The 25,343-nt window shown below is 65.9% G+C and carries 24 protein-coding genes and 1 tRNA gene; 14 read left to right on the top strand and 11 right to left on the bottom strand.

The genetic code is table 11. The annotated features are described in order from the left end of the window. Positions 1-12 precede the first annotated feature (12 nt). From dut to moeB, 3 genes are read left to right on the top strand one after another with little or no spacing between them, the layout of a single operon-like run. The gene (dut, locus tag NF699_19575) at positions 13-459 is read left to right on the top strand and encodes a dUTP diphosphatase (GenBank protein ID USU05196.1); all 447 of its coding nucleotides are present in this window, start codon (positions 13-15) and stop codon (positions 457-459) included. Continuing rightward, a complete protein-coding gene (locus tag NF699_19570; GenBank protein ID USU05195.1) occupies positions 456-851 on the top strand; it encodes a hypothetical protein in 396 nt (131 codons plus the stop codon). The genes dut and NF699_19570 overlap by 4 nt, the downstream gene beginning before the upstream one ends. Next, positions 848-1,600, top strand: a complete 753-nt coding sequence (gene moeB / locus NF699_19565; protein ID USU05194.1) for a molybdopterin-synthase adenylyltransferase MoeB — start codon at positions 848-850, stop codon at positions 1,598-1,600. Before NF699_19570 ends, moeB begins: the two co-directional genes overlap by 4 nt. Before the next feature lie 25 nt (positions 1,601-1,625). Here the strand turns inward: moeB and galU are convergent, their stop codons facing one another. Continuing rightward, the gene (galU, locus tag NF699_19560; protein USU05193.1) at positions 1,626-2,495 is read right to left on the bottom strand and encodes a UTP--glucose-1-phosphate uridylyltransferase GalU; all 870 of its coding nucleotides are present in this window, start codon (positions 2,493-2,495) and stop codon (positions 1,626-1,628) included. A 105-nt stretch (positions 2,496-2,600) separates the two neighbouring features. On the opposite strand from galU, the gene wecB reads away from it, so the two are divergent. From wecB to NF699_19540, 4 genes are all read left to right on the top strand, one after another. Continuing rightward, the gene (gene wecB / locus NF699_19555; GenBank protein ID USU05192.1) at positions 2,601-3,737 is read left to right on the top strand and encodes a UDP-N-acetylglucosamine 2-epimerase (non-hydrolyzing); all 1,137 of its coding nucleotides are present in this window, start codon (positions 2,601-2,603) and stop codon (positions 3,735-3,737) included. Beyond that, positions 3,721-5,019 carry a UDP-N-acetyl-D-mannosamine dehydrogenase gene (gene wecC, locus NF699_19550; protein USU05191.1) on the top strand — a complete coding sequence of 433 codons (1,299 nt, stop codon included), beginning with the start codon at positions 3,721-3,723 and terminating at the stop codon, positions 5,017-5,019. Before wecB ends, wecC begins: the two co-directional genes overlap by 17 nt. A gap of 80 nt (positions 5,020-5,099) precedes the next feature. Further along, complete coding sequence (locus NF699_19545) at positions 5,100-5,879, top strand: serine/threonine protein phosphatase (GenBank protein USU05190.1); 780 nt, start codon at positions 5,100-5,102, stop codon at positions 5,877-5,879. Positions 5,880-6,023: 144 nt separating this feature from the next. After that, on the top strand, positions 6,024-6,305 hold the full coding sequence (locus tag NF699_19540) for a hypothetical protein (GenBank protein USU05189.1): 282 nt from the start codon (positions 6,024-6,026) through the stop codon (positions 6,303-6,305). A 180-nt stretch (positions 6,306-6,485) separates the two neighbouring features. Here NF699_19540 and NF699_19535 read toward each other — a convergent pair whose 3' ends face one another. From NF699_19535 to rpsU, 3 genes are all read right to left on the bottom strand, one after another. Then, positions 6,486-6,638: a hypothetical protein gene (locus tag NF699_19535; protein ID USU05188.1), complete on the bottom strand. Its 153-nt coding sequence runs from the start codon at positions 6,636-6,638 to the stop codon at positions 6,486-6,488. 84 nt (positions 6,639-6,722) lie between these two features. After that, a complete protein-coding gene (locus NF699_19530; protein ID USU05187.1) occupies positions 6,723-7,292 on the bottom strand; it encodes an FKBP-type peptidyl-prolyl cis-trans isomerase in 570 nt (189 codons plus the stop codon). Positions 7,293-7,393: 101 nt separating this feature from the next. Further along, positions 7,394-7,600: a 30S ribosomal protein S21 gene (gene rpsU, locus NF699_19525; GenBank protein USU05186.1), complete on the bottom strand. Its 207-nt coding sequence runs from the start codon at positions 7,598-7,600 to the stop codon at positions 7,394-7,396. Between the two features lie 225 nt (positions 7,601-7,825). On the opposite strand from rpsU, the gene NF699_19520 reads away from it, so the two are divergent. Genes NF699_19520 through NF699_19510 form a run of 3 tightly spaced genes read left to right on the top strand, consistent with a single transcriptional unit; the run spans position 7,826 to position 10,705 of the window. Next, complete coding sequence (locus NF699_19520; GenBank protein ID USU05185.1) at positions 7,826-8,749, top strand: polysaccharide deacetylase family protein; 924 nt, start codon at positions 7,826-7,828, stop codon at positions 8,747-8,749. Positions 8,750-8,765: 16 nt separating this feature from the next. Continuing rightward, a complete protein-coding gene (locus NF699_19515; GenBank protein USU05184.1) occupies positions 8,766-9,908 on the top strand; it encodes a fumarylacetoacetate hydrolase family protein in 1,143 nt (380 codons plus the stop codon). Further along, positions 9,908-10,705 (top strand): SDR family oxidoreductase, encoded by a 798-nt coding sequence (locus NF699_19510; protein ID USU07158.1) that lies wholly within the window; start codon positions 9,908-9,910, stop codon positions 10,703-10,705. The genes NF699_19515 and NF699_19510 overlap by 1 nt, the downstream gene beginning before the upstream one ends. A gap of 49 nt (positions 10,706-10,754) precedes the next feature. Here the strand turns inward: NF699_19510 and NF699_19505 are convergent, their stop codons facing one another. The 5 genes from NF699_19505 to NF699_19485 all read right to left on the bottom strand — a co-directional run bounded on the left by NF699_19505 (position 10,755) and on the right by NF699_19485 (position 17,663). After that, positions 10,755-12,191: a sugar porter family MFS transporter gene (locus NF699_19505; GenBank protein USU05183.1), complete on the bottom strand. Its 1,437-nt coding sequence runs from the start codon at positions 12,189-12,191 to the stop codon at positions 10,755-10,757. A 58-nt stretch (positions 12,192-12,249) separates the two neighbouring features. Continuing rightward, positions 12,250-13,326, bottom strand: a complete 1,077-nt coding sequence (locus NF699_19500) for a LacI family DNA-binding transcriptional regulator (GenBank protein ID USU05182.1) — start codon at positions 13,324-13,326, stop codon at positions 12,250-12,252. Positions 13,327-13,407: 81 nt separating this feature from the next. Next, complete coding sequence (locus NF699_19495) at positions 13,408-14,778, bottom strand: PepSY domain-containing protein (protein ID USU05181.1); 1,371 nt, start codon at positions 14,776-14,778, stop codon at positions 13,408-13,410. Between the two features lie 3 nt (positions 14,779-14,781). Beyond that, positions 14,782-17,151, bottom strand: a complete 2,370-nt coding sequence (locus tag NF699_19490) for a TonB-dependent receptor (GenBank protein USU05180.1) — start codon at positions 17,149-17,151, stop codon at positions 14,782-14,784. A 92-nt stretch (positions 17,152-17,243) separates the two neighbouring features. Next, entirely contained in the window at positions 17,244-17,663 is a 420-nt protein-coding gene (locus NF699_19485; protein ID USU05179.1) for a hypothetical protein, read from the bottom strand. 235 nt (positions 17,664-17,898) lie between these two features. Between NF699_19485 and NF699_19480 the strand changes: the two genes are divergently transcribed. Then, on the top strand, positions 17,899-20,703 hold the full coding sequence (locus NF699_19480; GenBank protein ID USU05178.1) for a TonB-dependent receptor: 2,805 nt from the start codon (positions 17,899-17,901) through the stop codon (positions 20,701-20,703). Positions 20,704-20,820: 117 nt separating this feature from the next. Here the strand turns inward: NF699_19480 and NF699_19475 are convergent. Then, positions 20,821-20,910: transfer RNA gene (locus tag NF699_19475), tRNA-Ser, on the bottom strand. 152 nt (positions 20,911-21,062) lie between these two features. On the opposite strand from NF699_19475, the gene hspQ reads away from it, so the two are divergent. Further along, complete coding sequence (gene hspQ / locus NF699_19470; protein ID USU07157.1) at positions 21,063-21,437, top strand: heat shock protein HspQ; 375 nt, start codon at positions 21,063-21,065, stop codon at positions 21,435-21,437. Positions 21,438-21,532: 95 nt separating this feature from the next. On the opposite strand, the gene NF699_19465 is transcribed toward hspQ, so the two are convergent. Then, complete coding sequence (locus NF699_19465; protein USU05177.1) at positions 21,533-24,325, bottom strand: TonB-dependent receptor; 2,793 nt, start codon at positions 24,323-24,325, stop codon at positions 21,533-21,535. A 258-nt stretch (positions 24,326-24,583) separates the two neighbouring features. On the opposite strand from NF699_19465, the gene rplU reads away from it, so the two are divergent. Next, on the top strand, positions 24,584-24,880 hold the full coding sequence (gene rplU, locus NF699_19460) for a 50S ribosomal protein L21 (protein ID USU05176.1): 297 nt from the start codon (positions 24,584-24,586) through the stop codon (positions 24,878-24,880). A 30-nt stretch (positions 24,881-24,910) separates the two neighbouring features. Then, complete coding sequence (gene rpmA, locus NF699_19455; GenBank protein ID USU05175.1) at positions 24,911-25,180, top strand: 50S ribosomal protein L27; 270 nt, start codon at positions 24,911-24,913, stop codon at positions 25,178-25,180. The last annotated feature ends 163 nt before the right edge of the window (positions 25,181-25,343 follow it).

Here is a 25,343-nt window from a genome sequence, read left to right as displayed (position 1 = left end):
TAGCCGTCCGGGATGACCGACCCGATCGCCATCCGCCTCTGCCGCCTGCCGCACGGGCGCGACCTGCCCGTACCGGCCTATGCGACGGCAGGCGCGGCGGGCATGGATGTCGTGTCGGCCGAAGCGATCACCCTCGCTCCCGGCACCCGCGCCGCGGTGGCGACCGGCTTCTCGATCGCGATACCGGACGGATATGAGGTACAGGTCCGCCCGCGATCCGGCCTCGCGCTCAGGCACGGCGTCACCTGCCTCAACACGCCCGGTACGATCGATTCGGACTATCGTGGCGAGGTGAAGGTGATCCTCATCAACCTGGGTGAAGAGCCGTTCGTCGTCGCGCGTGGTGAGCGGATCGCTCAACTCGTTCCGGCCCCGGTTCAGCGCGCCACGCTGGAACTCGTCGATATCCTCGACGATACGGAGCGTGGTAGCGGAGGGTTCGGATCGACCGGCCGATGATCGTAGCATGGATATGGGCGGCACAGCTGGCCGCCACGGCGCCTGCGCCGATGCCGCCGCAGGACTGGAGCAGCTTGCGGGCGCTTCCTCTTGCGCGCGAGGTGGAAGACGATTCCTCCCTGTCCGGCTTCGTGCGTGCAGAGGTGAAGGCCGGCCGCTGCGCCGCCGCCGCGCCCTCGCCGGCCGGCTGGGTGCTGAAGGTCGACGTCGCCGTGCTGCTCGGCTCCGCAGGCCAGCCACGCCGGGTCGTGCCACGCGCGATCGCCTGCCCCTCCGTCGAACAATATGCGGCCGGTCTGGTATCGAGCATGGCGCGCGGCAACGTCGCGCCCGACGCGGCGCGCGCCGACGCCTGGTATCGCACCAGCCTGACCTTCTCCTGGCCGGCGTGACCCTCTCCGACGAGGCGCTCACTCGCTATGCCCGCCACATCGTCCTGAAAGAGGTCGGCGGTGACGGCCAGCAGCGGTTCGCCCGCGCGCATGTGATCGTGATCGGCGCGGGCGGCATCGGATCGCCTGCGATCCAGTATCTCGCCGGCGCCGGGATAGGCCGGCTCACGATCGTCGACGACGATGCTGTCGACCTGTCCAATCTGCAACGGCAGACCATCTACGCCACGGCCGATATCGGTCACGGCAAGGCTGAGGTCGCAGCCGCCGCCGCGCACCGGATCAATCCGCTGGTCGATGCCCGCGCCCGCACGCTTCGCGTCGATGCATCCAGTGTCGCCAGCCTCCTCGCCGACGCCGACGTGGTGCTGGACGGCTGCGACAATTTCGCGACCCGCCTGCTCGTCGCCGATGCGGCTTATGCCGCGCGAATACCGCTCGTCTCCGCTGCGATCGGCCAATTCGATGGCCAGCTTGCCGTGTTTCGCGGCTGGGAGCCGGCAAAACCCTGTTATCGCTGTTTCGTGGGTGACGATCCCGAACGTCCGGGGGCGACCTGTTCCGAGGATGGCGTGCTCGGCCCGATGGCGGGCGTGGTCGGCAGCCTCGCCGCGCTGGAGGTCTTGCGCGCGATCCACCCCTTCGGCGAGGACAGCGCCGGCAAACTCCTGCTCGCCGACACGCTGGCGCTACGCTTCAGGACGCTGACCTTGCCCAGCGACCCCGGCTGCCGCACCTGCGGCAGCTGACGCCCGAGACCGCCGTCCGGACGGTCTATCCCAACAGCGCCTGTGCAAACGCCCGCACCGATGGCCCGATGTCTTCGCGTGCCAGTGCCAGCGCCAGATTGGCCTGAATGTACCCCGCCTTGTCGCCGCAGTCGAAACGCTGGCCATCGAAGGTGAAGCCGTGGAACGGCTGCTGCCCGATCAGCTGCGCCATCGCATCCGTGAGCTGGATCTCACCGCCGGCCCCCTTCTCCTGACTCTCCAACACCCGCATCACCTCCGGCTGCAGGATGTAACGGCCGGGGATCATCAGGTTGGACGGCGCGCTGCCGAGTTCCGGTTTTTCGACCAGCGCCTTCACTTCGGTCAATCGGCCGTCGACGGCACCCGGAGAAATGATGCCGTACTTGTCGGTTTCGCTGTCCGCCACTTCCAGCGCGCCGATGACGTTGCCACCCACCTTGTCATAGGCCTCGACCATTTGCGCAAGGAATCCAGGCTGCCCGACCATCAGCTCGTCCGGCAGCAGCACCGCGAACGGTTCGTCGCCGACGATCTCGCGCGCGCACCACACCGCATGGCCGAGGCCGAGCGGCTCCTGCTGGCGAACATAGACCGGGCTACCCGGCTTCTGACGGATACCCTCGATCACGGCGAGCGACTTGCCCCGCGCGTGCATCGTGTCTTCGAGCTCGTACGAAATGTCGAAATGATCTTCCAGCGCGCCCTTGCCGCGCCCGGTGACGAAGATGATCTGCTCGATTCCCGCTTCCAGCGCCTCTTCGACGGCATATTGGATCAGCGGCTTGTCGACGACCGTCAGCATTTCCTTGGGTATCGACTTGGTCGCCGGCAGGAATCGCGTGCCCAGACCCGCCACTGGGAACACCGCCTTGCGTACGCGCTTGATCGTCATCGTCATCCTTCGTCTTGCGGCGTGATATACCAGCGGCCGCGTCTCGCCGGTTGGGGGATGTGCTTGCTTAGCCTCATATTAAGCCTGCGCCACTAACTTCGCGCGATGACCGCTCAACGTCGCCGCAAAGTCCTGATCGTCTTTGGCACCCGTCCCGAGGCTATCAAGCTGTTCCCGGTCATCCGCGCGCTGGAGGCGACGGATGGCATTGATGTGGTCAGTTGCGTCACCGCGCAACATCGCGGCTTGCTCGATCAGGTGCTCGACATCGCCGGGCTGAAACCCGACATCGACCTCGATCTGATGGAATCCGGTCAGTCGCTCGACCGGCTCACCGCGCGGCTGCTGACAGGTCTTGGCGAAGTCATGGATCGCGTCGCGCCCGACCGCGTCATCGTACAGGGGGATACCGCCACCGCCATGGTCGGGGCGCTGGCCGCTTATTATCGCAAGATTCCGGTCGGCCACGTCGAAGCCGGTCTGCGCTCCGGTAACATCTACCATCCCTGGCCGGAGGAGGTGAACCGCCGCATCGTCGCGCCGATCGCCGACCTTCATTTCGCCCCTACCGACACGGCCGCCGCGGCGCTCGCCCGCGAGAATGTGACGACGGGCGTTCACGTCACCGGCAATACCGTCATCGACGCCCTGCATTGGACCCGCGATCGGATAAACGCCGCGCATGATCTGTCGTCGGGCCTCGACGAACTCGCCGCGCGGTTCGCGGGCAAACGCATCATCCTCGTCACCACGCACCGGCGCGAGAATTTCGGCGACGGCATGGCCGCAATCGCACGCGCCATCGCCCGGATCGCCCGGCGGGACGACATCGCGATCCTCTTTCCGATGCACCCCAATCCCAATGTCGGCGCAGTGATGGACGATCTGCTCGGCACACCCGACAACGTCGCGCGGATCGCGCCTCTCGACTATCCGCACTTCATCCGGGCACTTGAGATGTGCGATCTCGCCCTCACCGATTCGGGCGGGGTGCAGGAGGAAGCGCCCGCACTCGGCAAGCCGGTGCTCGTGATGCGCGACACCACCGAGCGTCCCGAAGGCATCGCCGCCGGCACCGCCAGACTGATCGGCACCGATGAAGATCGCATCGTTTCCGAAGTCTTCACGCTTCTCGACGACAAGGCTGCCTATTCCGCTATGGCGCGCGCGCACAACCCGTTCGGCGACGGCCAGGCAAGCAATCGGATCGCAAGGATCGTCGCCGATGATTTCGGACTCTGAACTGAACGTCGTCGTACTCGGGCTCGGCTACATCGGCCTTCCGACCGCAGCCGTGATCGCCCGCACCGGAGCGAAGGTGCTGGGTGTCGATGTCACGGAATCGGTCGTCGCGACCGTGAATTCGGGCAAGGTCCATATCGAGGAGGTCGACCTCGACGGCCTCGTCTCCGGCGTCGTCGCCCGTGGATCGTTGCGCGCTTCGACCAGAATCGAGCCCGCGGACGTGTTCGTTATCGCGGTGCCGACGCCGTTCGACGACGATCACGCACCCAATATCGGTTATGTCCTTCAGGCCGCGACCACGATCGCCGCGGTGCTGAAGGCCGGCGACACAATCATCCTCGAATCGACCTCGCCGGTCGGCACGACCGAACAGGTCCGTGATCTTCTCGCGCAATTGCGTCCCGATCTCCGTGTCCCCGGCAGAACCGGCGAAGCGGCGGACATCGCCATCGCCTATTGCCCGGAACGCGTGCTACCCGGCCGTATTCTGGTCGAACTGATCGACAACGACCGTGTCATCGGCGGCATTACGCCGCGCTGTGCCCGCAAGGCATTGAGCTTCTACCGCCGGTTCGTCCGTGGCGCCTGCGTCACGACGACGGCGCGGGCGGCGGAGATGACCAAGCTGACCGAAAACGCCTTCCGCGACGTCAATATCGCGTTCGCCAACGAATTGAGCCTGATCGCGGATACTATGGGCGTCGACGTGTGGGAGGTGATCCGTCTCGCCAACCGGCATCCGCGCGTCAACATCCTTCAGCCCGGCCCTGGTGTCGGCGGGCATTGTATTGCCGTCGACCCGTGGTTCCTGGTCCACGCCGATCCCGACAATACGCCGCTGATCCGTACCGCCCGCCTCGTCAATGACGGCAAGACCGACCATGTCGTGGCACAGGCCGCCGCGCTGATCGAGGCGCGTCCCGGAGCGCCGGTCGCCTGCCTGGGCCTCGCATTCAAGGCTAACATCGACGATTTCCGCGAAAGCCCCGCGCTTCGCGTAGCGGCGGCGCTGGCCGCGCGCTTCGGCGACCGCGTCCGGATCGTCGAGCCCTATGCTAGCGCGTTGCCCGCCGCGCTGCACGGTACGGGAGCGACGTTGATCGATGTCGATATGGCGATCGAAACCTGCCCGATCATGATCGTCCTGGTGGATCATGACGTGTTTCGCTCGGTTCCGCTGGAGGAACGCCGCGACAAGGCCGTACTCGATACGCGCGGGATCTGGCCCGACCAGCCCCCGACGACGTCGACACCCGCCGCACTGCGACTCGCCAGCTAGGGCTTTCATTCGGGGTTCAGACAGTTGCGGGCACGGATCGACGCGCGTATCTCCGCGGTCCCGCCACATCATAGGTTTTCATGCTCAAGAAGCTGCTCAAGGCGCGTCGTGCGTCGGCTACGCCGCCCGCCGCGATTCCGGCGGGCGAACGGGTCTACGCCATCGGCGACATCCACGGCTGTGCCGAACTGCTCGATCAACTGCTCGTAAAAATAGATCAAGACGACGCCGCACGCCCCCCCGCCCTGACGACGCTGGTGTTCCTTGGCGATCTCGTCGATCGCGGGTCTGCATCCGCGGCGGTGATCGAGCGTCTGCGCGGATTGCCCGCTCACCGTGCGGACACGCGGGTTTTGTTGGGGAATCATGAAGAGGTATTTTTAGAGGCCCTTCGTGGGGAGCCGAAGGCGTTGCGGATGTTTTGCCGAATCGGCGGGCGCGAGACGATCGAGAGCTATGGGGTCGCTGCCGCCGATTACGACCGGATGGACTATGAGGAACTGCATGAGGCCATGCGCAGGCACGTTCCGGCCGAACATATCGCGTTCATGGAATCGTTCGAGGACATGATCGTCATCGGCGATTACGTCTTCGTCCATGCCGGCATCCGCCCGAGCGAGGATCTGTCGGCCCAGCGCAGTTCGGACCTGCGGTGGATCAGGAACCCCTTCCTCAATCACGACCGGCCGCTCGCCAAAATGGTGGTGCACGGTCACACGATCAGCGAGGAACTCGACGTCCAGATCCATCGGATCGGTGTCGATACGGGCGCCTACCAGACCGGTCGATTGACCGCGCTGGGCCTGGAAGGTCAGGATCGATGGACCTTGCAGACCATCCCCGACGGTCCGCCCCGCTGATCCGACCAACAGGACAAATGGCGCTTCACAGCGACGTCAGGCATGCTATGGCGATGAAGCGATTTATGTTGCACCGCCGCAACAGTGGCGAATGGAATATGGATCGCTCCTGTTATGCGGTTGTCCTGCGGACCTAATTCTGCAATGACAATCGGTGACGAGCACAAGAGGGAATTATATATGCGTCTTGGGAAGTATCTCATGGCCGCTGCGGCCGCCACGATGGCAGTTGCTCCGGCTGTTGCAGCTCCGGCAAATCCGGCTGCAAGCCTGTCGGTGTCGAAGTCGGTTCGCGCCGGCTCGGCTTCGTCGAAGAAGTCCGAGCTCGCCGGTGGCGGCATCATCATCGCCCTGATCGCGGCTGCTGCCGTTGTCGCGGGCATCGTTGTCGTTGCCGACAGCGATGACGACGCGGACAGCAACTAAGCTGACCAATAGCTTCGGCTAGGAAATAGCGGCCTTCGGGCCGCTATTTTTTTGTCTTGCGCAGTTGATAGCGCACGGGATTCGCAAACGGCAGAGAACCGCCAGACGCCTGTGCTGCGGTGATCCGCCGGCACCCGCCCAGCTTGCCGGGTCGGCCTGCATGTCGGCGGTGACATAAGCTCATTCGCGCCGGATGGTCGACGGGACGCGAATCGCCGTCGTGGTTCGAAGCGAACGGCTTGCAACCACGCCATGCCGTAAGATGCCATCCGGCGTGCTCATGGCGATAGCCTGACGACATCTCACCGCGATCACCGACAGCGCGCCGATCATGCCACGCGATCCTGGCCATCTGCTCCGGACATCAAAAAGCCGGCGCTGGATCGACCGGCGCCGGCTCATCGATCGTTGGTGGTATCAGCGGCCGGTCGGTGGTGCGCCCGGCATGCCGCCGGGGAGACCGCCCTGCTGTTGCTGCGCCTGAGCCTGCATCTGGCGGACGATCGCCTCGGGCAGGAAATCGACCAGTTCGATATCGAACACCAACGTCGAGTTACCCGGGATCGGCCCCTTGGTTTCGGCACCATAGCCGAGTTCGGGCTTGATCCAGACGCGATACTTCGCGCCCTTCGGCATCAGTTTCAGCGCTTCGGAAAATCCGGGAACGACGCCCGCCACCGGCATCGGCGTCGGCTGCTGCGACTTGTCGAACGTGGTGCCGTTCAACAGCTTGCCTTCGTAATTGATCAGCGCGACATCGGTATCGGTCGGCTTGGCCGCACCCGGCGCACCGGGCTGAATTACCTTGTACTGGAGACCGGAGGCGGTCGTCACCACGCCGCGCGCGCGCGTGTTGCGGGTGAGGAAATCGTCGCTCTGACGCGCCAGCGCAAAGGCGGCGATGCAAGCCAGCACGATGCCGACCCAGAGATAGACGAGATAGCTGCGCTTCGTTGGCTGCAGCGGAACGGCGGTGACGGTCGACATCTTGGCACCTGGAGCTGTGGTGCCGGGCCGGCCGTCACCGGTTACTTTTCTTGATGGATGCACCGGACCCCGGAAGGCCCGCGCGCAACGATCAGATCGACTTAACGTGCACCATCACGCTCGGCGCGCTTGCGCTCGAGCTTGCGGGCACGACGAACCGCAGCGGCACGCTCACGAGCGCGCTTTTCCGACGGCTTCTCGTAGTGACGGCGCAGCTTCATCTCGCGATACACACCCTCACGCTGCAGCTTCTTCTTGAGCGCGCGAAGAGCCTGGTCGACATTGTTGTCGCGGACGACGATCTGCATAAAACCCAATCACTCCGGTCAATAGCTAATGCGGCCGCAGACAAGGGGTCCGCGCCGTGTGAACGGTGCCCCTAGCAGTGGTGCCAGCCCTTGGCAACCCACGCGGTCCCCCGATAGATGATATCGGCAACCCGCATAATGCCGACCCATGCGCCCCTCGTTGACACATCCCGGCCCCTCGGCGATGGTATCGCTAACAAGATGATGTCGGGAGGATGGAAGGGCATGTCGGCCAGCCGGCGGAGTATGGCGATCCATGCGGGGACCGCCGTAGCCGCGATCCTTGGCGTGACGGCATGTGCCGGCCCGCGGGCAGTCGCGACCGGCAACGTCGCTACGGAAAAACCGGTCATAGCCTTTACGTTCGACGATATACCCGTGCACGGCCCCCTTCCCCCGGGCGTGTCGCGCGTGAACGTCATGCACAGCATCACCGACACGCTTGCTGCGGCACGCGTTCCGGCATCCGGATTTTTTAACGGTGGCATCGGCGCCGACGATCCCGGTTCGCCCGGTACGACGATGGTCTGGACGCGTGCCGGCCTGCCGTTGGGCAATCACGGCTTCAGGCACCTCAGCCTGCAGGAGGCCGGCGCCACCGCCTTCGCGGCGGACGTGATCCGTAACGAGACGTCGCTCATCGCCGTCCGTCCCAAAGGCGACTATCACTGGTTTCGTTACCCGTTCCTGGCGGAAGGCGGCGACCCCGCGTCGCGCGATACGATCCGCGGGATGCTGCACGCTCGCGGTTACAGGATCGCAGCGGTGACGATGGCTTTCGGCGACTATCTGTGGAACCCGGTCTATGCAGCGTGCGCCGGCAAAGGCGATGCCGCCGCGATCGCCCGACTGGAGGACAGTTTCCTTGCCGACGCCCGCCGCGCGGCGATCGCGTCGCGGGCCGGAGCCATGGCGCAGGCGGGGCGCGACATACCCTATGTGCTGCTGATGCATGCCGGTGCATTCGATGCGCGCATGCTGCCGAGACTGATCGCATTGTACCGATCGATGGGATTCGGCTTCGTCACACTGGCGCAGGCGCAGTCCGATCCCTTCTATGCCGCGGCGATGGACCTGACGAAACCCGGCCCGACACCGACGCTCGCCACGCCGGCTCTTGCCGGCCCCGATCCCAAAGCCTGTTCATAAAGCGGAGACCCTATTCATGCCGATGATATTCGACCCGGCAGACGCCCTTGGCCCCGACTGGCAGACGGGCCGCTGGCTCGGCCGTATCGATCGCGGCGATGGCCCCTGCCCCGTCCTGGTGGTGGACGGCATCGCCCATGACATGGCGCGCGTCGCGCCGACGGTAGCGGAGTTGGTGACGCTCGGCACGTTCGATCCGGCGAATGGCGAAGAGATCGGGCCGCTAGACGCGATCGGGCTCGGTGTCGATGGCCACCCCCGCCTGCTCAGCCCGATCGACCTGCAATGCGTCAAGGCGGCGGGCGTGACCTTTGCCGTATCGGCGATGGAGCGCGTCATCGAAGAACGTGCACGCGGCGATGCCGGTGCCGCGGCCGCGGTTCGCGAGCGGCTGGAAGGGCGGATCGGCGGCAGTATGCGCGCCGTCGTGCCGGGATCGCCCGAAGCGGCGGCGCTGAAGCAGGCGCTGATCGACGAAGGGCTGTGGTCGCAATATCTCGAAGTGGCGATCGGCCCGGATGCCGAAATCTTCACCAAGGCGCCGGTGCTGGCGACGGTGGGCTGGGGTGCCGATGTCGGCATCCGGTCCGATTCGACCTGGAACAACCCCGAACCCGAAGTCGTGCTGCTGGTGGGACCTGACGGTCGTGCAGTCGGCGCGACGTTGGGTAACGACGTCAATCTACGCGATTTCGAGGGACGCTCGGCGTTGCTGCTCGGCAAGGCCAAGGACAATAATGCGTCCTGTTCGCTCGGCGCTTTCGTCCGGCTGTTCGACGATCGATTCACGATGGACGATGTCCGGCGGGCGGAGATCACGCTGCGGATCGAGGGAACGGACGGCTATACGCTCGACGGCGCGAGCGCGATGGACCAGATCAGCCGCGATCCCGAGGAACTGGTTCGTCAGGCGATGAGCGAACATCAATATCCGGACGGGTTCGTGCTGTTCCTCGGCACGCTGTTCGCGCCGACGCAGGACCGCGACGTGCCGGACCAGGGCTTTACGCACAAGGTCGGCGATACGGTTGCGATCGCCACGCCGATGCTGGGGCGACTGATCAATACGGTGGTGACGTCGAAGGCGGCGCCGGCATGGCAATTCGGCCTCACCGACCTGATCCGCAATCTCGCCGGGCGTGGGCTGCTGTCGGCATGATGATCCAGAGGGAGACTGACGTGAACGATACGACCGCCGACTGGCGTGCGGTATTTCCATCGTTGCGCGGCAAGCGTGTGATCGTGACCGGCGGTGGCTCCGGCATCGGCGCCGGGCTGGTCGAGGCTTTCGCGCGGCAGGGTGCCAGGGTCGCCTTTGTCGACGTGGCCGAGGCGGACAGCCGTGCGCTGGTCGAGCGGCTGTCCGATGCCGATCATGTGCCGGTGTTCCGGCGGCTGGACCTGACCGACATCGATGCGCTGCGAACCGCGTTCGCCGAGTTGCAGGCGACGCTTGGCGGGATCGACGTGCTGGTCAACAACGCCGCCAACGACGATCGTCATACCATCGCCGACGTGACGCCGGCCTATTGGGACGAGCGGATGAACGTCAACCTACGCCATCAGTTCTTCGCGGCGCAGGCCGTGATCCCGGCCATGAAGGCGGCAGGCGGCGGATCGATCGTCAATTTCGGGTCGATCAGCTGGCATCTGGGGCTGGAGGATCTGATCCTCTACCAGACCGCGAAGGCGGCGATCGAGGGTATGACGCGCAGTCTGGCGCGCGATCTGGGGCGCGACAACATCCGCGTCAACGCCGTCGTGCCCGGCAACGTCAAGACGCCGCGGCAGGAGAAATGGTACACTCCGGAGGGCGAGGCGGAGATCGTCGCGGCGCAATGCCTCGACGGGCGGATCATGCCCGCCGATGTCGCTGCGCTGGTACTGTTCCTTGCGGCAGACGATGCGCGGATGTGCACCGGCCACAATTACTGGATGGACGCGGGCTGGCGCTGATCCACGATCGCGACGAGGCACCGGCTGCGCTGCCGGTGCCTCGTCCGTATCAGCCCGCCATGTCTTCCAGTTCGCGGCCCCGCGTTTCGTTGACCATCGCCTTCACGAAGAAGAACGAGACGGCGGCGAAGAAGGCATAGCCGAAATAGGTGACGGCGAGGCCCGGCGACACGGCCAATGCCGGGAAGCTGACCGAGATCGCGGCATTGGCGATCCACTGCGCGAACCCCGATACCGCCAACCCCGAGCCGCGGATCTGGTTCGGGAACATCTCGCCCAGCATGACCCACATCACCGGTCCCCAGCTGAGATTGAAGAAGATGACGTACAGGTTTGCCGCGACCAGCGCGACGATGCCGTTGTTGCCGGGCAGCGATACCGCACCCGCGGCATCGGTGACCGCGGTGGAAAAGGCGTAAGCGACCACCGCCAGCGTCACCGCCATGCCGGCGGAACCGACCAGCAACAGCGGTTTGCGCCCGATCCGGTCGACAGTGCCGATCGTGAACAGGCACGCCGCGATCGACAGCACGCCGGAGAGGATGTTGATCTGCAGCGCGTTGTCTTCGGTGAAGCCCACCGCCTCCCACAGCACCGCGCCGTAATAGAAGACGACGTTGATGCCGACGAGTTGCTGGAAGACCGCCAGCCCGATGCCGGCCCACAGGATCGGCCGGATCCGGCCGGTGGTCTTGTCGACCAGATCGGACAGTTTCGGCTTGTGATGGTCCGCGGCGAGCGAGTTGCGGATCTCGACGACCTTGCGATCCGCCTCGACACTGCCGAACAAGCGGGTGAGGACGGCATGCGCCTCGGCCTCGCGCCCCTTCGCCATCAGATACCGCGGGCTTTCCGGAATGACGAGCAGGGCGACGAGATAGATCGCGGCCGGGATCGCCTGCAGCCAGAACATCCAGCGCCACGCCGGGAAGCCGAGCCAGAACGCCGCCGTCGAGCCGCCTGCGTACCGGGCGAGCGCAAAATTGGCGACGAATGCGCCCGTCAGGCCGGTGATGATCATCACCTGCTGCACGCTGGACAGGCGGCCGCGGATCGAGGCGGGAGTGACTTCGGAAATGTAGACGGGCGAGATGACGCTTGCCGCGCCGACGCCGAAGCCGCCGATGATGCGCGCGACGATGAAGAGCCCGGAGCCGTTGGCGGCGCCCGCGAGGATGGCGCTGACCAGGAACAGGAGGGCGGCCAGCATCATCACGTTGCGCCGTCCGATCGCATCGGCGAGCCGGCCCGCGCCGAACGCGCCGATCGCGGAGCCGACGAGGATCGCGCCGACGTTGACGCCGATGCCGAGACGACCGAGGTCGAACGCCGCTTCCAGCCCCTTTTGCGTGCCGTTGATGACGCCCGAATCATAGCCGAACATGAAGCCGCCGATCGTCGCCACCGCGACGATCGCGGCGATGAAGCCGTGATTCGTGGCGCTGTCCGGTCCGATCGGTCTTGCCGTGCGCATGCTGTCGGTCATCGTCTCTCCTCAACCGGTCTGCGCCGGAATGGTAACGCTACCGGCTGGGGGCGCGGCGTCAAGTTCCGCGTGGACGATGCCGTGGTGCCGCGTCGGACTGACGGCGGATCAGGGTGAAGTCGAGCACCGGCTGCGGTTCGATCCCCTCGCCTCCCTTATGGCGGCGGATGGTGCCGACGAGCAACTCCACCGCGGCCCGCGCCATGTCGGCGATCGGCTGGTGGATCGTGGTCAGCTCGGGCCAGATCGCGGTCGACAGGGTGGTGTCGTCGAAGCCGCAGACGGTCAGGTCGCCGGGCACGTCCAGCCCGCGGCGATGGGCCACCGCGACCGCCGCCGCCGCCATGTCGTCGTTCGAGGCGAAGATCGCGGTCGGGGGAATCGGCAGGTCGAGCAATTGCTCGGCGGCATCGAGACCCGATCGGTAGGTGAACAGCCCTTCGGCGATCAGCGCGGGATCGGGATCGATGCCGGCGGAGGTCAGGGCGTCGCGATACCCCTCCAGGCGCTGGCCGCTGGCGGACAGGTTGGGGTTGCCGGTGATGAAGCCGATGCGGCGATGGCCCAGATCCATGATGTGGCGGGTCATCGTCGCGGCCGCCTGTGCATCGTCGATCCGGATCGCGAGCATGCCGTCGCGCGGCAGGCTGGTCGCGACCGACACGGTCGGAATGCCCGCGTCGGCCAGTAGCGCGAGCACGGCGGGCGCCTCGCACAGCGGCGGGGGCAGGATGATGCCGTCGATGCCGCCATCGATCAGGTGCCGGGCGACCTCGACCTCATGTTCGCCCAGTTCGCATTTCTCTACGACGATCTGCACGTCGCTGCGACTCGCCTGATCGAGGCTGCCGACGAGGAACTCGCTGAGATACCCTGCGCTGGGGTTGCTGTAGAGCAGGCCGATACGCGCCGGGCCGGCACCGGCGAGACTGCGCGCGGCGGGATTGGGCGCGTAGTGCAGCGCCGATATGGCGGCGTTGACCGCCGCGCGCGTCGCGGGACGGACATTGGTTTCGCCGTTGATGACGCGCGACACGGTCATCGGCGAGACGCCCGCCGCCCGTGCCACGTCGCTGATCGTCGGTGCCGATCCCGATCGACGGGACGGACGGCGTGCGGCGGCGGGTGAGTCCATAAGCGGTGCGGCATATCCGGAAGGAAGACGCCGCAGGCATGGACGCAAGCGACACGGCGGGCAAGACCGTGCCGCCCTTGCCTAGGCGGTTCGTGGCGACAGGCCCAGCCAACGGCTCGCCCCCGGCAAGCGGCGCAGGACGGTCGACTCGACGATCAGCACGACGAGCAGGCTGGCCCCGAACAACGGCAGCAACACCGCCATGACGATCACGATCGGCATGAATCCGAACGCCAGTGCACGCCCCCGCACCGGGCCGGGCGCGCCCAGTTCGCCGCCGGGCTTGCGCCGCCACCACAGTACCACGCTGCTGATGCAGAGCAGCATCAATCCCGATGCCGTGACGAGGTTGAGCAGCTGGTTGGCCCAGCCGAACGCCTGCCCCTCGTGAATCGCCACCCCCCAGCCGACCAGACGATCGATCAGGCGACGCTGGGCGAAGTCCTTGCGCGACAGGATGCGGCCCGATCCTGCGTCGAGCGTCAGGTCGGTCCGGCGCGGACGATCGGCCGCATCCGATTTCGCCGTCCACGGCGCCCCCATCCCGGCCGGCGGGGCGATCAGCACGGGCCCCGCCAGCGACAGCGGCCGGATCGTCGCCGCGATCCGGTCGATCGGCTCGTACGACGTTGCCGGATGCCGCATCGTCATGCCGCCGTGTTCGGCATGATCCCCCATCATCGCGCGCGTCCCCGCATCGCGACCGGCGCGGGCGCGCAGTTCGCCGGAATGCCCGGTCGACCAATCCTGCTTCACCGGCGAACCTTCGACGGCGGTGCGGATCGTCTTCAGATATCCGCCCCAGCTCTTCGCCCACGGCAGGCCGGACACGAGCAGGAACAGCGCCATGGCCGATACCCAGAACCCGGTGACGCCGTGCAGGTCGCGCCAGAACCGACGACCGCCCGCCCGGAGGCGGGGATAGACGACGCCGGCGAGCCCGGATGCGCGCGGCCACCACAGGAACAGTCCGGTGAGCAGCATCACGATCGTCCAGGATGCGGCGAGTTCGACGAGGTACGATCCCGCATCACCGGCGAGCAACTCGCCGTGCAGGCGGAAGACAACGCGCATCAGGCGACTGTCCTCGTCGACCGTCTTCAGCACCGCCAGCGTCTGCGGGTGGACGTAGACGCGGGTTTCGGTCCTGTCCCGGCCGACGATCACCTGCACCGCCTGATCCTGCGTGACCGGCACTTGATAGCGGTGCAGCACCGACCCCGGCACGGCGCGGACGGCAGCGGCCACCTGTGCCGCCGCGCTGGTACGCGGACCAGCGACGGCGACATGCGCGTAAGGCCGATCGATCAGCGCCTCCACCTGCGGCCGGAACAGATAGATCGAGCCGGTCAGCGCGAGCCACAGGACGAACGGGATGCAGAACAGACCCGCATAGAAATGCCACCGCCAGACGGTGCCATAGCCGGGCCAGCGGCGGGAAATCGTCGCCATCGGTCAGAACCTCGTCTTGATGCCGGCATAGACCGTCCGCGGCTGCCCCGCGTAGATCGTGCCGGTCGTGTTGCGCAGCACCGCCGCACCATTCTGGATCCCGGTCGCGGCGACGAAGCTGTTCGCGACGATCGATGCGGAGCCGACATACGTCCTGTCAAACAGGTTCTGGACGGAGGCGAACAGGCTGATCCGCGACCAGGGATCATCGCCGTCCCGGGGCGGATCGTAATGCAGGTTCAGGTTCGCCAGCGTATAGGCAGGCACCGACAGCAGGTTGGCATTGTCCAGCGCATAGCCGTCGCGATACGTCACCTCGACGAAGCCGCCGAGGCCGCGCAGCAGGCCGTCCGGCTGATCATAGGCGACGCGACCGTTGACGAAGGTCGGGATGACGCCGGGGATGGCGTTGCCGTCGCGATCGAACAGGCGCGACACGCTGCCCGCGGTCAGCCGCTCCTGAAAATCGGTGTAGTGATGGTCGTTGTAGCTGTAGCTCGCCTGTAGCTTCGCACCCGGCAACCAGCGCCGCAGCGGTCGCCAGTCCAGCCCCACCTCCACGCCGCGATGCACGGACCGTGGCACGTTCGACGTATAGGCCAGCAGGTTGACCCCGCCCGACTGGCTGACCAGTTCGTTGCGGAACCATTCGTGATAGCCCGTGACCTCCGCCGTCAGATGGTCGCCCAGCGTCAGGGTGGCACCGATGTCGATGCCGGTATTGCGCTGCGCCTTCAGCGCGACGTTGTTGCCGATCGTGCCATCGGGGGTGACGAACAACTGCCCCGCCTGCGGGATGCCATAGCCGGTGCCGACGCGGGCGTGCAGCCGGACCTGCGGCAGGGCTTGCCAGAACAGCGCGGCCTCCGGCGCGACGTTCCAGAAGCGGCGCTCCGCGGGGATGACGGTCAGCGTCGGCGTCAGGCCGATCGGATATGCGTACCCCGTCTGTCGTACGTCGATGATCGATCGTTCCGCGCCGATCCCCGCGACGAAGCGGACATCGCGCGTCAGTTGCAGCTCCTCGCGTGCACGTACGCCCATATTGCGGATGTCGCCGAACACCGTCTGCGTCGGCGCACCGAAGCCGTTGCGACCGGCCGGCGTCTTGTTGAAGCTGAACGACTGGTTGTCGAGATAGTTGTAGAAGAGCTGGACGAAGCCGGTCGCGTCCATGCCCAGCAGCGGTCCGCGATGCGTCAGGTCCGACGTCATGTTGTAGCTGTCGAGCGTCCCCTTGAACGGCGTCGCGCTGGTCGGCTGGTTGACGACGCGGCTGTCGAAGGTCGCCTGCGTGCGCCATGTCGTCGCAGCACCGAAATCGTGTTCGTAGCGGGTGCCGACGATCGTCCTGCGGTCGTTGCGCGCGAGCCCGCCCTCTGCCGCGGTCTGTGCGACGCGCGCACCGTTGACGCCGTTGACGAGGACCGAGATCGTGCCGCAGCCCGGCGCCGCGGCGGCGGCGCGATCGCATTGCTGCTGGTACGGATTGGCGAGATACTGTGCGTAGGACAGGCGTGTCGCCAGCCGGAATTCGCCTTCGTTGTAGATCACCTTCACCGCGACGCGGTCGTCGTCGTCGAGCGAAAAGGTGCCGAAGGCGTTGATCGTCCCGGTCTGGTAGCCGGTGTGCCCGGTCGCCCCGTCCGCGCCGGCGAGACTGGCGAACAGGCTGTATTCGTACCGCGGCCCGGCGTCGCCAAGCGTCGCGTAGACATTCGCATAGCCGTCGCCGCCGAAGTCGCTGCCGACCTCCAGCCCATCGATGTCGCGGCCGCGGCGGGTGCGGAAGTTGATCGCACCACCCAGCGCGTAATTGCCGTAACGCGCCGAGGAGGGTCCGCGGACGACGTCGACGGCGCCGTACGCATGCGGATCGGTCAGATCGAAGCGGGCAAGGCCATCGGGCTGGGTGACGGGAAAATCGTCCTCGAACACCTGGATGTTGCGCGCGCCGAAGCTGTTGCGCGCGTTCGAGCCGCGGATCGAGACGCCGACGTCGCGCGGACCGTTGCCCTGGATGACGGCGACGCCGGGCGACAGCTTGACGATATCGGCGATCGTGGTCGCGGGCGTGTTGCGGAACGCCGCATCGTCGATCGTCGTCACGGTCTGTCCGGCGACTTCGGTGGTCAGCGACAATGCCCGTGCGGTGACGACGATGTCGCCGCCGCCCGCGACGGGCGCGGGCTTCGCCGCCTGTCCTTCGGATGACGATGGCGGAGGGCCATCGAGCGCCTGAAGTTGCGCGTCGATCGCCGCGCGCTGGCGCAGCAGTTCGGCGCGGCGGGCGTCGGTGTCCGCACGCTGCGGTGGAACGGCAGCGGAGGAGAGCGCCACCGCGGATGCGGTGACGAGAAGCGATGTGAGCATGGATGGTCCCTGTCTCGCCCGTGGATAGGGGCGCGCCGCGCATCATCGAAACGCGGTCGATCATGCCGGACGTTGCCGGCGCGGTGTCGAGATCAGGTCAGGATCGGCGGCGCGCGTAACGGCGGGCGCAGGCGCAAACGACTGTCCCGCGCCGGTATCGCCGGTGTGCGGATCGCCCGGAGGAAGACGAACGCGATCGCCGCCACCAGCAGCCCGATGTCGATCGGTGCGAGCGTCGCGGCATTCAGGCCGGCGAAGGCGCACGGCATCTCCGGCTTGCCATGACCCTGTTCGTCGGGACGATCGTGATGCATGCCGGGCATCGCCATGTCATGCGCGGGCACCGCCGCCGCGACGGGTGCGACGCCTGGGCAGACGACGATCGCGATCCGCCCGTCGACCATCGCCGGCATATAGCCGAACGGCACCACCATCTTGAGCAGCAGCGTGCATGCCAACAGGCCGATCAGCAGGCCGGCGTGGCGCACGATGAGGGTACGGGCGAACTGCACGCCGCGTCCTAACCCCCTCCCGGTGCGCTGTCACCGCTCTGGATCAAGTCGCACCGCCATAAGTCGATGGGGCCCCACCGTGGCATGATCGATATTCAAATATCGGGACGATTATTCGGTATGCGGGATTATTCTTGCCAGACCGCAACGTTGATGTAGAAGCGGCGGCACAGGGGATCTGACGAAATATCGTTCGCGCTCATGCAGATGCGTGCGTTCTATGGAGAGGAAGATCATGACGACGACCAACGGCGCCCGCATGATGGCGCGAACGACCGCATCCGCTCTGGCGCTCGCGATGGCGATCAACGCCACGCCGGCGATGGCGCAGAGCACGCCCAATACGCAGACCGAACCGGCCCCCGGGCAGTTGCCCGCCGCGCCCTCCCCGGTGCTGCCGCCGGCCGCCGCGCCGGTCACCAATCCCAGCCCCGCCGAGGCGCCGCGCACCGATCAGAGCGCCGTCGCACCTGCCGATCCGCAGGAGGGCGGCGACATCGTCGTCACCGGCATCCGCAACTCGCTGCAAGGTGCGCTGAGCGCCAAGCGCGACGCCGCGCAGGTGCTCGACGCGATCTCGGCAGAGGATATCGGCCAGTTCCCGGACAAGAACATCGGTGAGGCATTGCAGCGCGTCACCGGCGTCCAGCTGACGCGCACCAACGGCGAAGGTTCGGGAGTCACCATTCGCGGCGCCGATCCGAACCTCAACCGCGTCGAGGTGAACGGCATCACGCAGCTGTCGACCACTGCGGGCCAGCGCGACGTCGACTTCCGCGACCTGCCGGTCGAATTCGTCAACCGGCTGGAGGTCGTCAAGTCCGTCACGCCGGACATGACCGAGGGCGGCCTCGGCGGCACCGTGCGCATCATCACCCGCCGACCGTTCGACAATAAAGAGAACAGCTTCCTCGCCGGATCGGTGCAGGGCATCTATACCGAGCTGACCGGCAAGGTGGATCCCAAGCTGGCGCTGATCGGCAGCAAGAAGTTCGCCGACGACACGTTCGGCATCCTGCTGTCCGGCACCTACGAACGCCGCCGCGTCGAAAGCCACGAGGCGCGCACCACCGGCTGGCGGCAGATCGACGGCAATGCCGCGCTGGCGGGGCTCCAGCCGCTCGATCTGGATGGCAACGGTAACGGCGATTTCTTCCCGGACATCCCGCGCTACGTCATCAACCGGCTCGATACCAAGCGCTTCGCCCTCAACGGCGTCGCCGAATGGCGGCCCGAGGACGGCATCCGCGCGTACGTCCAGGGCAATTTCGCCCGCGGTAAGCAGGACGTGAACTCGCAATATCTGCAGGTCACGACCAGCGGATCGATCCTGGATCGCGCCAACACGACGATCGGCGAGGACGATACCGTCAGCCACGTCGAATTCGTCGACAATCCGGCAGCGGCGCGCGCCAACCGGTTGCAGGTGGCGTATCGCAACATCCTGGGCGATATCACCCGAACGACGTGGAACGGTGCGATCGGCGGCGATTACGACCGCGACGGCTGGAAGATCAATTCGCTGCTGTCGTACACCCGCGCCAAGATCGACAACAACTACATCAACGCGACCGCCGACGCGATCGGGCTGTCGCGGGTCGTCGTCGACTATGCGAACGACCAGAACGCGCCGCGGATCACGCTGCCGATCGACGTCACGACCACGGCGGGGATCAATAGCGTCACGGCGCAATATCGTCCGGTCATCAACGTGCAGGACGAATGGTCGAGCAAGGTCGACGTGGAATATACCCGCGCCGCACCGTGGCTGTCGTCGCTGAAGGCCGGCATGCAGGTTCGCAAGCTGACCGCCGACAGCGCGGAATACAATGCGACGACGACGATCGACGCCTTCACCAACCCGGCCTTGCTGGGGCAGGTGCAGTCGGTGGCGTCGCAGATGACGATCGGCAGCACGCCGTTCTTCGACACCGGCGACCTGGGCTATAGCGGCGGCATCAGCGGCTGGCGCCAGCCCAATTATGCCTTCGTCGATACGATCGGCCTGCCCGATCCGTTCGGTACGCCGACGCTGCTCAACACCTGGCAGGTCGCCGAGCGCAATATCGCGGGCTATGTGCAGGGATCGTTCGAGTTCGATCCGGGCGTGCCGATCCGCGGGACGGTGGGTGCCCGCGTGGTCAACACGCGGACCGTGTCCAACGGCTTCCGGACCCAGACGGGTGCGACCCTGCCGGTGCAGTTCGAGAGCGACCAGACGGAGTTCCTGCCCTCGCTCAACATCCGCGCCGACATCGTGCCCAACAAGCTGCTGTTCCGCGGATCCGCGACCGAGGTGATCGCGCGTCCCACGCCGCAGCAGCTGGCGCCGCGCTTCTCGATCGACGTGGTCGGGCTGACGGGGTCGCGCGGCAATCCGGATCTGCAACCGTTCCGGGCGCGGCAATACGATGCGGGGTTCGAATATTACATCAACCGCACCAGCTATCTGTCGGCGACCTATTTCCGCAAGGAGATCGGATCGTTCATCGAGAACCGGACGCAGTCCGAGGTCGTCGATGGCGTCACCTATGCCATCACCCTGCCCGTCAACGGCACGCAAAAGGTGACGATCAACGGAGCGGAGGTCGGCGCGCAGGTGGCGTTCGACTTCCTGTCGACGCCGGTGCTGCGCAACATGGGCGTGATCGCCAACTACACCTATTCGAAGGACAGCGGCTACGAAGGGCGGGACTTCTTCACCGGCGGTTCGCTGCCCTTCCCCGGCCTGTCGCGGCACAGCTACAACGTGTCTCTGTATCACGAGAACAAGCTGTTCAGCGTGCGCGGATCGTACAATTGGCGATCGGACTATCTGATCACCGCGATCGGCCGCGGCAACAATCCGGAGTTCGGCGAGGCGTTCGGCCAGTTCGATGCCTCGGCGAGCATCAACCTGACCGAGAAGGTGTCGATGTTCCTCGAGGGGGTCAATCTGACCGACGCGACCCGCAAGGAGAATGCGAACAGCGTCTATCGCCGGACGTTGCTCGAAACCTACGGCCGCCGCGTCTACGGAGGCGTCCGCTTCCGCTTCTGATCACCGCTGAGGGATCGTCGAAGGGCCGTTCTTTCCAGACAGGAAAGGGCGGCCTTTTCGCGTGGCGGGTGTCCACAGGGCTGGCCCCGGACGGGTCAGATCAGACGATGGGGAAAATGGCGGAGAGGGAGGGATTCGAACCCTCGGTGCCCGCAAAGGCACGCCGCATTTCGAGTGCGGTACAATCGACCACTCTGCCACCTCTCCGCAGAAGACGTTTCGGGGCCTCGTAAAGGCCCGATCGGTCGGTCGAGGGCGCGCCTCTAACGGGTTCGTTTTCGGGTGGCAAGCACCGTTGCGCTTGTGCGGCGCAGAAAGTGGCTTAAATTGAGGTCATGCCCCGTCACGACCCTATCGATATGCATGCCATCGCCGGCTCCTCCGCGATCGTCGAGATCGATGCGCCCGCCATCGCCCATGCACGCTTCTCGATCGGCGATGTCGTGCGCCACCGTCTGTTCGATTTCCGCGGCGTGATCTTCGACGTCGATCCCGTCTTCGCCAACACCGACGAATGGTATGAGGCGATTCCGGAGGCGGTACGGCCGAAGAAGGACCAGCCGTTCTATCACCTGCTCGCCGAGAATATGGAATCGAGCTACGTCGCCTACGTCAGCCAGCAAAATCTGGTGGTCGACGACAGCGACGAGCCGATCGACCATCCGGCGATCGCCGGCCTGTTCACCGATTTCGTCGATGGCCGGTATGCGTTGCGTCGCGAACACCGCCACTGATCGCGTAACCATCGCGATGCCCCGACACGAAAAGGGCCGATTCGAAAAGGGGGCGTCGCGGCAGACACCGCAACGCCCCCTTTTTCATGCGCCGATCAGAAGTTGATCGCGGCGCGGGCGTAGAGGAAGCGGCCGTTGAAGCCGAACGGCGAGAAGCCGCTGTACGGCAGGAACTGGTAGGTCGCCGGATAGCTGCCGCCGACGCTCGTCGGGCGCAGGCCGAACGGCCGGCGATCGGGATAGACGTCGAAGGCATTGTCGACGCCCAGTGTCAGCTGCACGCCCTGCAGTTCGTAGCTGAGCGAGAAGTCGGTGATCCACTTCGGGCGCAGCACCTGATCGTCGGGTCCGAGCGCGGTCAGGCTGGCGGCGTTCGCACCCAGCGGCGCGGTCGTTTCCGGCGAGATCACCGAGCCGTAGCGGGTCGTGCGCGCCGACAGGCCGACACCGGCGATCTTGGTATCGGTCGCCAGCACCACCTTCGTCCGCGGCTGGCCGCGTTCGAAGCGAATGCCCTCGACCCGGCCGAACAGGACGAGGCCGGGAATCTGCGCCAGCGAGCCGAGGTTGTTCAGCCGTTCGTCGATTTTGTTCTGCGTGTAGTTATAGGCCGCGGAGAAATTCCATGCGCCGAGGCCGCCGAGGTCGGCACGATAGGTCGCCACGGCGTCGACGCCCTGCGTGGTGGTGTCGAGGCCGTTGATGAAGAAGCGCGCCGCACCGACGTTGCTGAAGCCGTTGCCGGCGAGCACAGCCTGCACCGCGGTGTTCTGGGCCGCCGTGCCGACGCCGGCCGCACCGAGGTTCTCGGACAGCACGATGCGATCCTTGATCTTGATGCGGAAGTAATCGACCGTGACGTTGAATCCGCGGAACGGGTTGAGCGTCACGCCACCCGACAGGTTGAACGACTTTTCGGGATCGAGCGGCTGCGATCCGAGCGCGCGGGCGACCGGGCTGCTGACCGGCACCGTCGAGACGTCGACCGGCACCCCTGCGAGGAAGTTGGTCGAGGTGGTGGTGAAGAACTGCTGGTGCAGCGACGGCGCCCGGAAGCCGTTCGACACCGAGCCGCGGATCGCGAACCCCTCGACGAACTCGTAACGGAGGGCGAGCTTGCCGTTCACCGTGTCGCCGAAATCGCTGTAATGTTCGTAGCGGCCGGCGGCGGTGGCGGTCAGGCCGGTAAACAGATCGGCGTCGAATTCCACGTAACCCGCGAAGCTGTCGCGGTCGACGTTGGTGCGCGCCGACGCGGGCAGTCCGCCGAAGCCCTGCGCACCGGCGGCCGCTGCGCGTCCGGGGAAGGTGCAGAGGCCGGTCGCCCCGGCTCCCGTGGGGAAGGACCCGCCGAGCGCCGCACAATTGCCGGCGGTGGTCGTCCGCGCCGCCTGAAACAGCGGACCGGTCTGGTACGACTGCGGATCGCCGGGGCGAATCTGATAGATTTCGTGACGATATTCGCCGCCGAATGCGAACGACAGCGGTCCGGCGAGGCCGGCATCGAACTGCCGCGACAGATCGGCATTGGCGAGGATCTGCGAGAAGGCGAGACCGCCGGCATCGAACGAACGCTGGCTCTGTGGGCCGAACGAGACGTTGACGCTGTCCTCGGTCCGGTAGTTCAGCTCGTTGCGGCCGAAGCCCAGCGAGAAATCACCCTTGAACCCGGCGATCTCGGCGCGGATGCCGCTGGTCGCCGACATGTCGTCGATGTTCGACTGGATCTTGGGAAGATAGCCATCCGGCGTCAGCCCGACGAAATTGCCGTTGGTTGGCGTCGTGGCGGGCGTGAGGACGGAAAAGTCGCGATTGGTTGCCGCCGATTGCTGGCGGAAGTTCGCCGCCGACAGGCCGTCGCGATGGCCGTAGGTGGCGAAGGCGTAGAATTCGGCGCTGCCCAGCGGCAGGCCGGTGTTGATCAGGAAGTTGAAATCCTCGGTCTTGGCATCGCCGTAGCGGAAGTCGAGGCGGTTGAACGTGGCTTCGCGCGGATCGAACGTCGTGGTGGTCGGCCGTACGTAATTCGGCCGCAGATCGTAGCCCTGGCGGTTGGTGAAGTTGCGGTCGCGATACTCGCCGGTAAAGTTGAAGAAGCCGCCATCGCCGATCGGCAGGCCGACGTTGACGCCGAACGTGGTGTAGGCGCCGTCGCGCGCCTTGCGCTCGCCCGAGCTGTTCGCCTGCAGATAGCGCGAATCGGTGGCGTCGAGCGCCGGCTGACCGCCGACGAGGCCGTCGAAGTCCGACACGCCGTCCAGCGTCGTCACGTACTTGCCGTAGCTGACCTGCGCACGGCCACCCGAGTCGGCGGTCTTGAGCTGGACGTTGATGACGCCGGCGATCGCGTCGGAGCCATATTGCGACGATGCACCGTCGCGCAGCACTTCGATGCGTTCGATCGCGAGCGCCGGGATCATGTTCATGTCGACCGCAGCTGCGCCGCGTCCCACCGTGCCATTGATGTTGAGCAGGGCAGAGACGTGGCGGCGCTTGCCGTTCAGCAGGACCAGCGTCTGATCGGGGTTGAGACCGCGCAGCGTGGCGGGGCGGGTGACGTCGGAGCCGTCGGCGATCGAGGGCTGCGGGAAGTTGAACGACGGCACCAGCTGGTTGAGCGTCTTGTTGAGCTCTCCCGTGCCGGATGCCTGCAACGCGCTCGACGAGATGACGTCGATCGGAACGGGGCTGTCGGACACGGTGCGATTGGCGACGCGGCTGCCGATCACGACGATCTGGTTGCCCGCCTCGTCCTCCGGCGCGGCCTGCGTTTCGGCAGTCGTTTCCTGGCTGGGCGACGATTGCACCGTCTGCGCCGCGGCGGCGCCCGCAACCATCATCGCCCAGATCGACACCGACGCGCCACCGAGCAAGTTTACACGCTTCATAGAACCCCCTGATGAAGGACAGCTCCCCTGCCGCCCCGTTACGGCGACACTTTATGTCCTTGAAAGCGCACGGCAAGCTGGTGGAGCCATGCTGTCACACGTTTGACATCCTACTGTTGCAGCGCAGCAACAAGCGATTTGCCGCCGCCGCATGGCGCAACGGCAGTTGACATCGCGTCCCGCTTTCCTTAGCTGCCGCCCCTCATCCCGCCGGGTCGCCCTGTGCGGGTACAAGTTTTTTGGGAAGTGACTAGAGCCATGTTCGCAGTCGTGCGCACGGGCGGCAAGCAGTATCGCGTCGCCGCCGGAGACAAAATCGTCGTCGAGAAGCTGGACGGCGAAGCCGGCGCATCGATCACGCTGGGTGATGTCCTGCTCGCGGGCGAAGGCTCGGAGCTGAAGAGCGTCGAGGGCCTGACCGTCGCCGCAGAGATCGTCGCCCAGGCGAAGGCCGACAAGGTCATCGTCTTCAAGAAGCGTCGCCGCCACAATTATCGCCGCAAGAACGGTCATCGCCAGAACCACACGATCCTCAAGATCGTTTCGGTCGGCTGAGCCTCAGGCGCGAACAGGAGTTAGAGCAGCATGGCACATAAGAAAGCAGGCGGTTCGTCGCGCAACGGTCGCGATTCGGCCGGTCGTCGCCTCGGCGTGAAGAAGTTCGGTGGTCAGGAAGCGATCGCCGGCAACATCCTCGTGCGTCAGCGCGGGACGAAGTTCTATCCGGGTGCGAACGTGGGGATCGGCAAGGATCACACGCTGTTCGCGCTCGTCGATGGTCGCGTGGCGTTCCACGAGGGCAAACTCGGCCGTAAATTCTGCTCGGTGCAGATTATGGCGGAAGCCGCCGAATAACATCGGGTAACCAGACGGGTTGCCCACCAGGGCGACCCGGGTTCCTCCGCAGCGAGGAACCAGCCAGACAAGGGAGACGGGTCCGCCCCGGCTCCCTTTTTTCTTGCTCCCCTCACCCACTGTCCCTGCCGCGTCACAGACGCGTGGCACGGGCGCGGCCAAG

It is taken from the genome of Sphingomonadaceae bacterium OTU29LAMAA1, assembly GCA_024072375.1.
Taxonomy (GTDB): Bacteria; Pseudomonadota; Alphaproteobacteria; order Sphingomonadales; family Sphingomonadaceae; genus Sphingomonas.
This window is presented reverse-complemented; position numbering and strand designations above follow the sequence as displayed.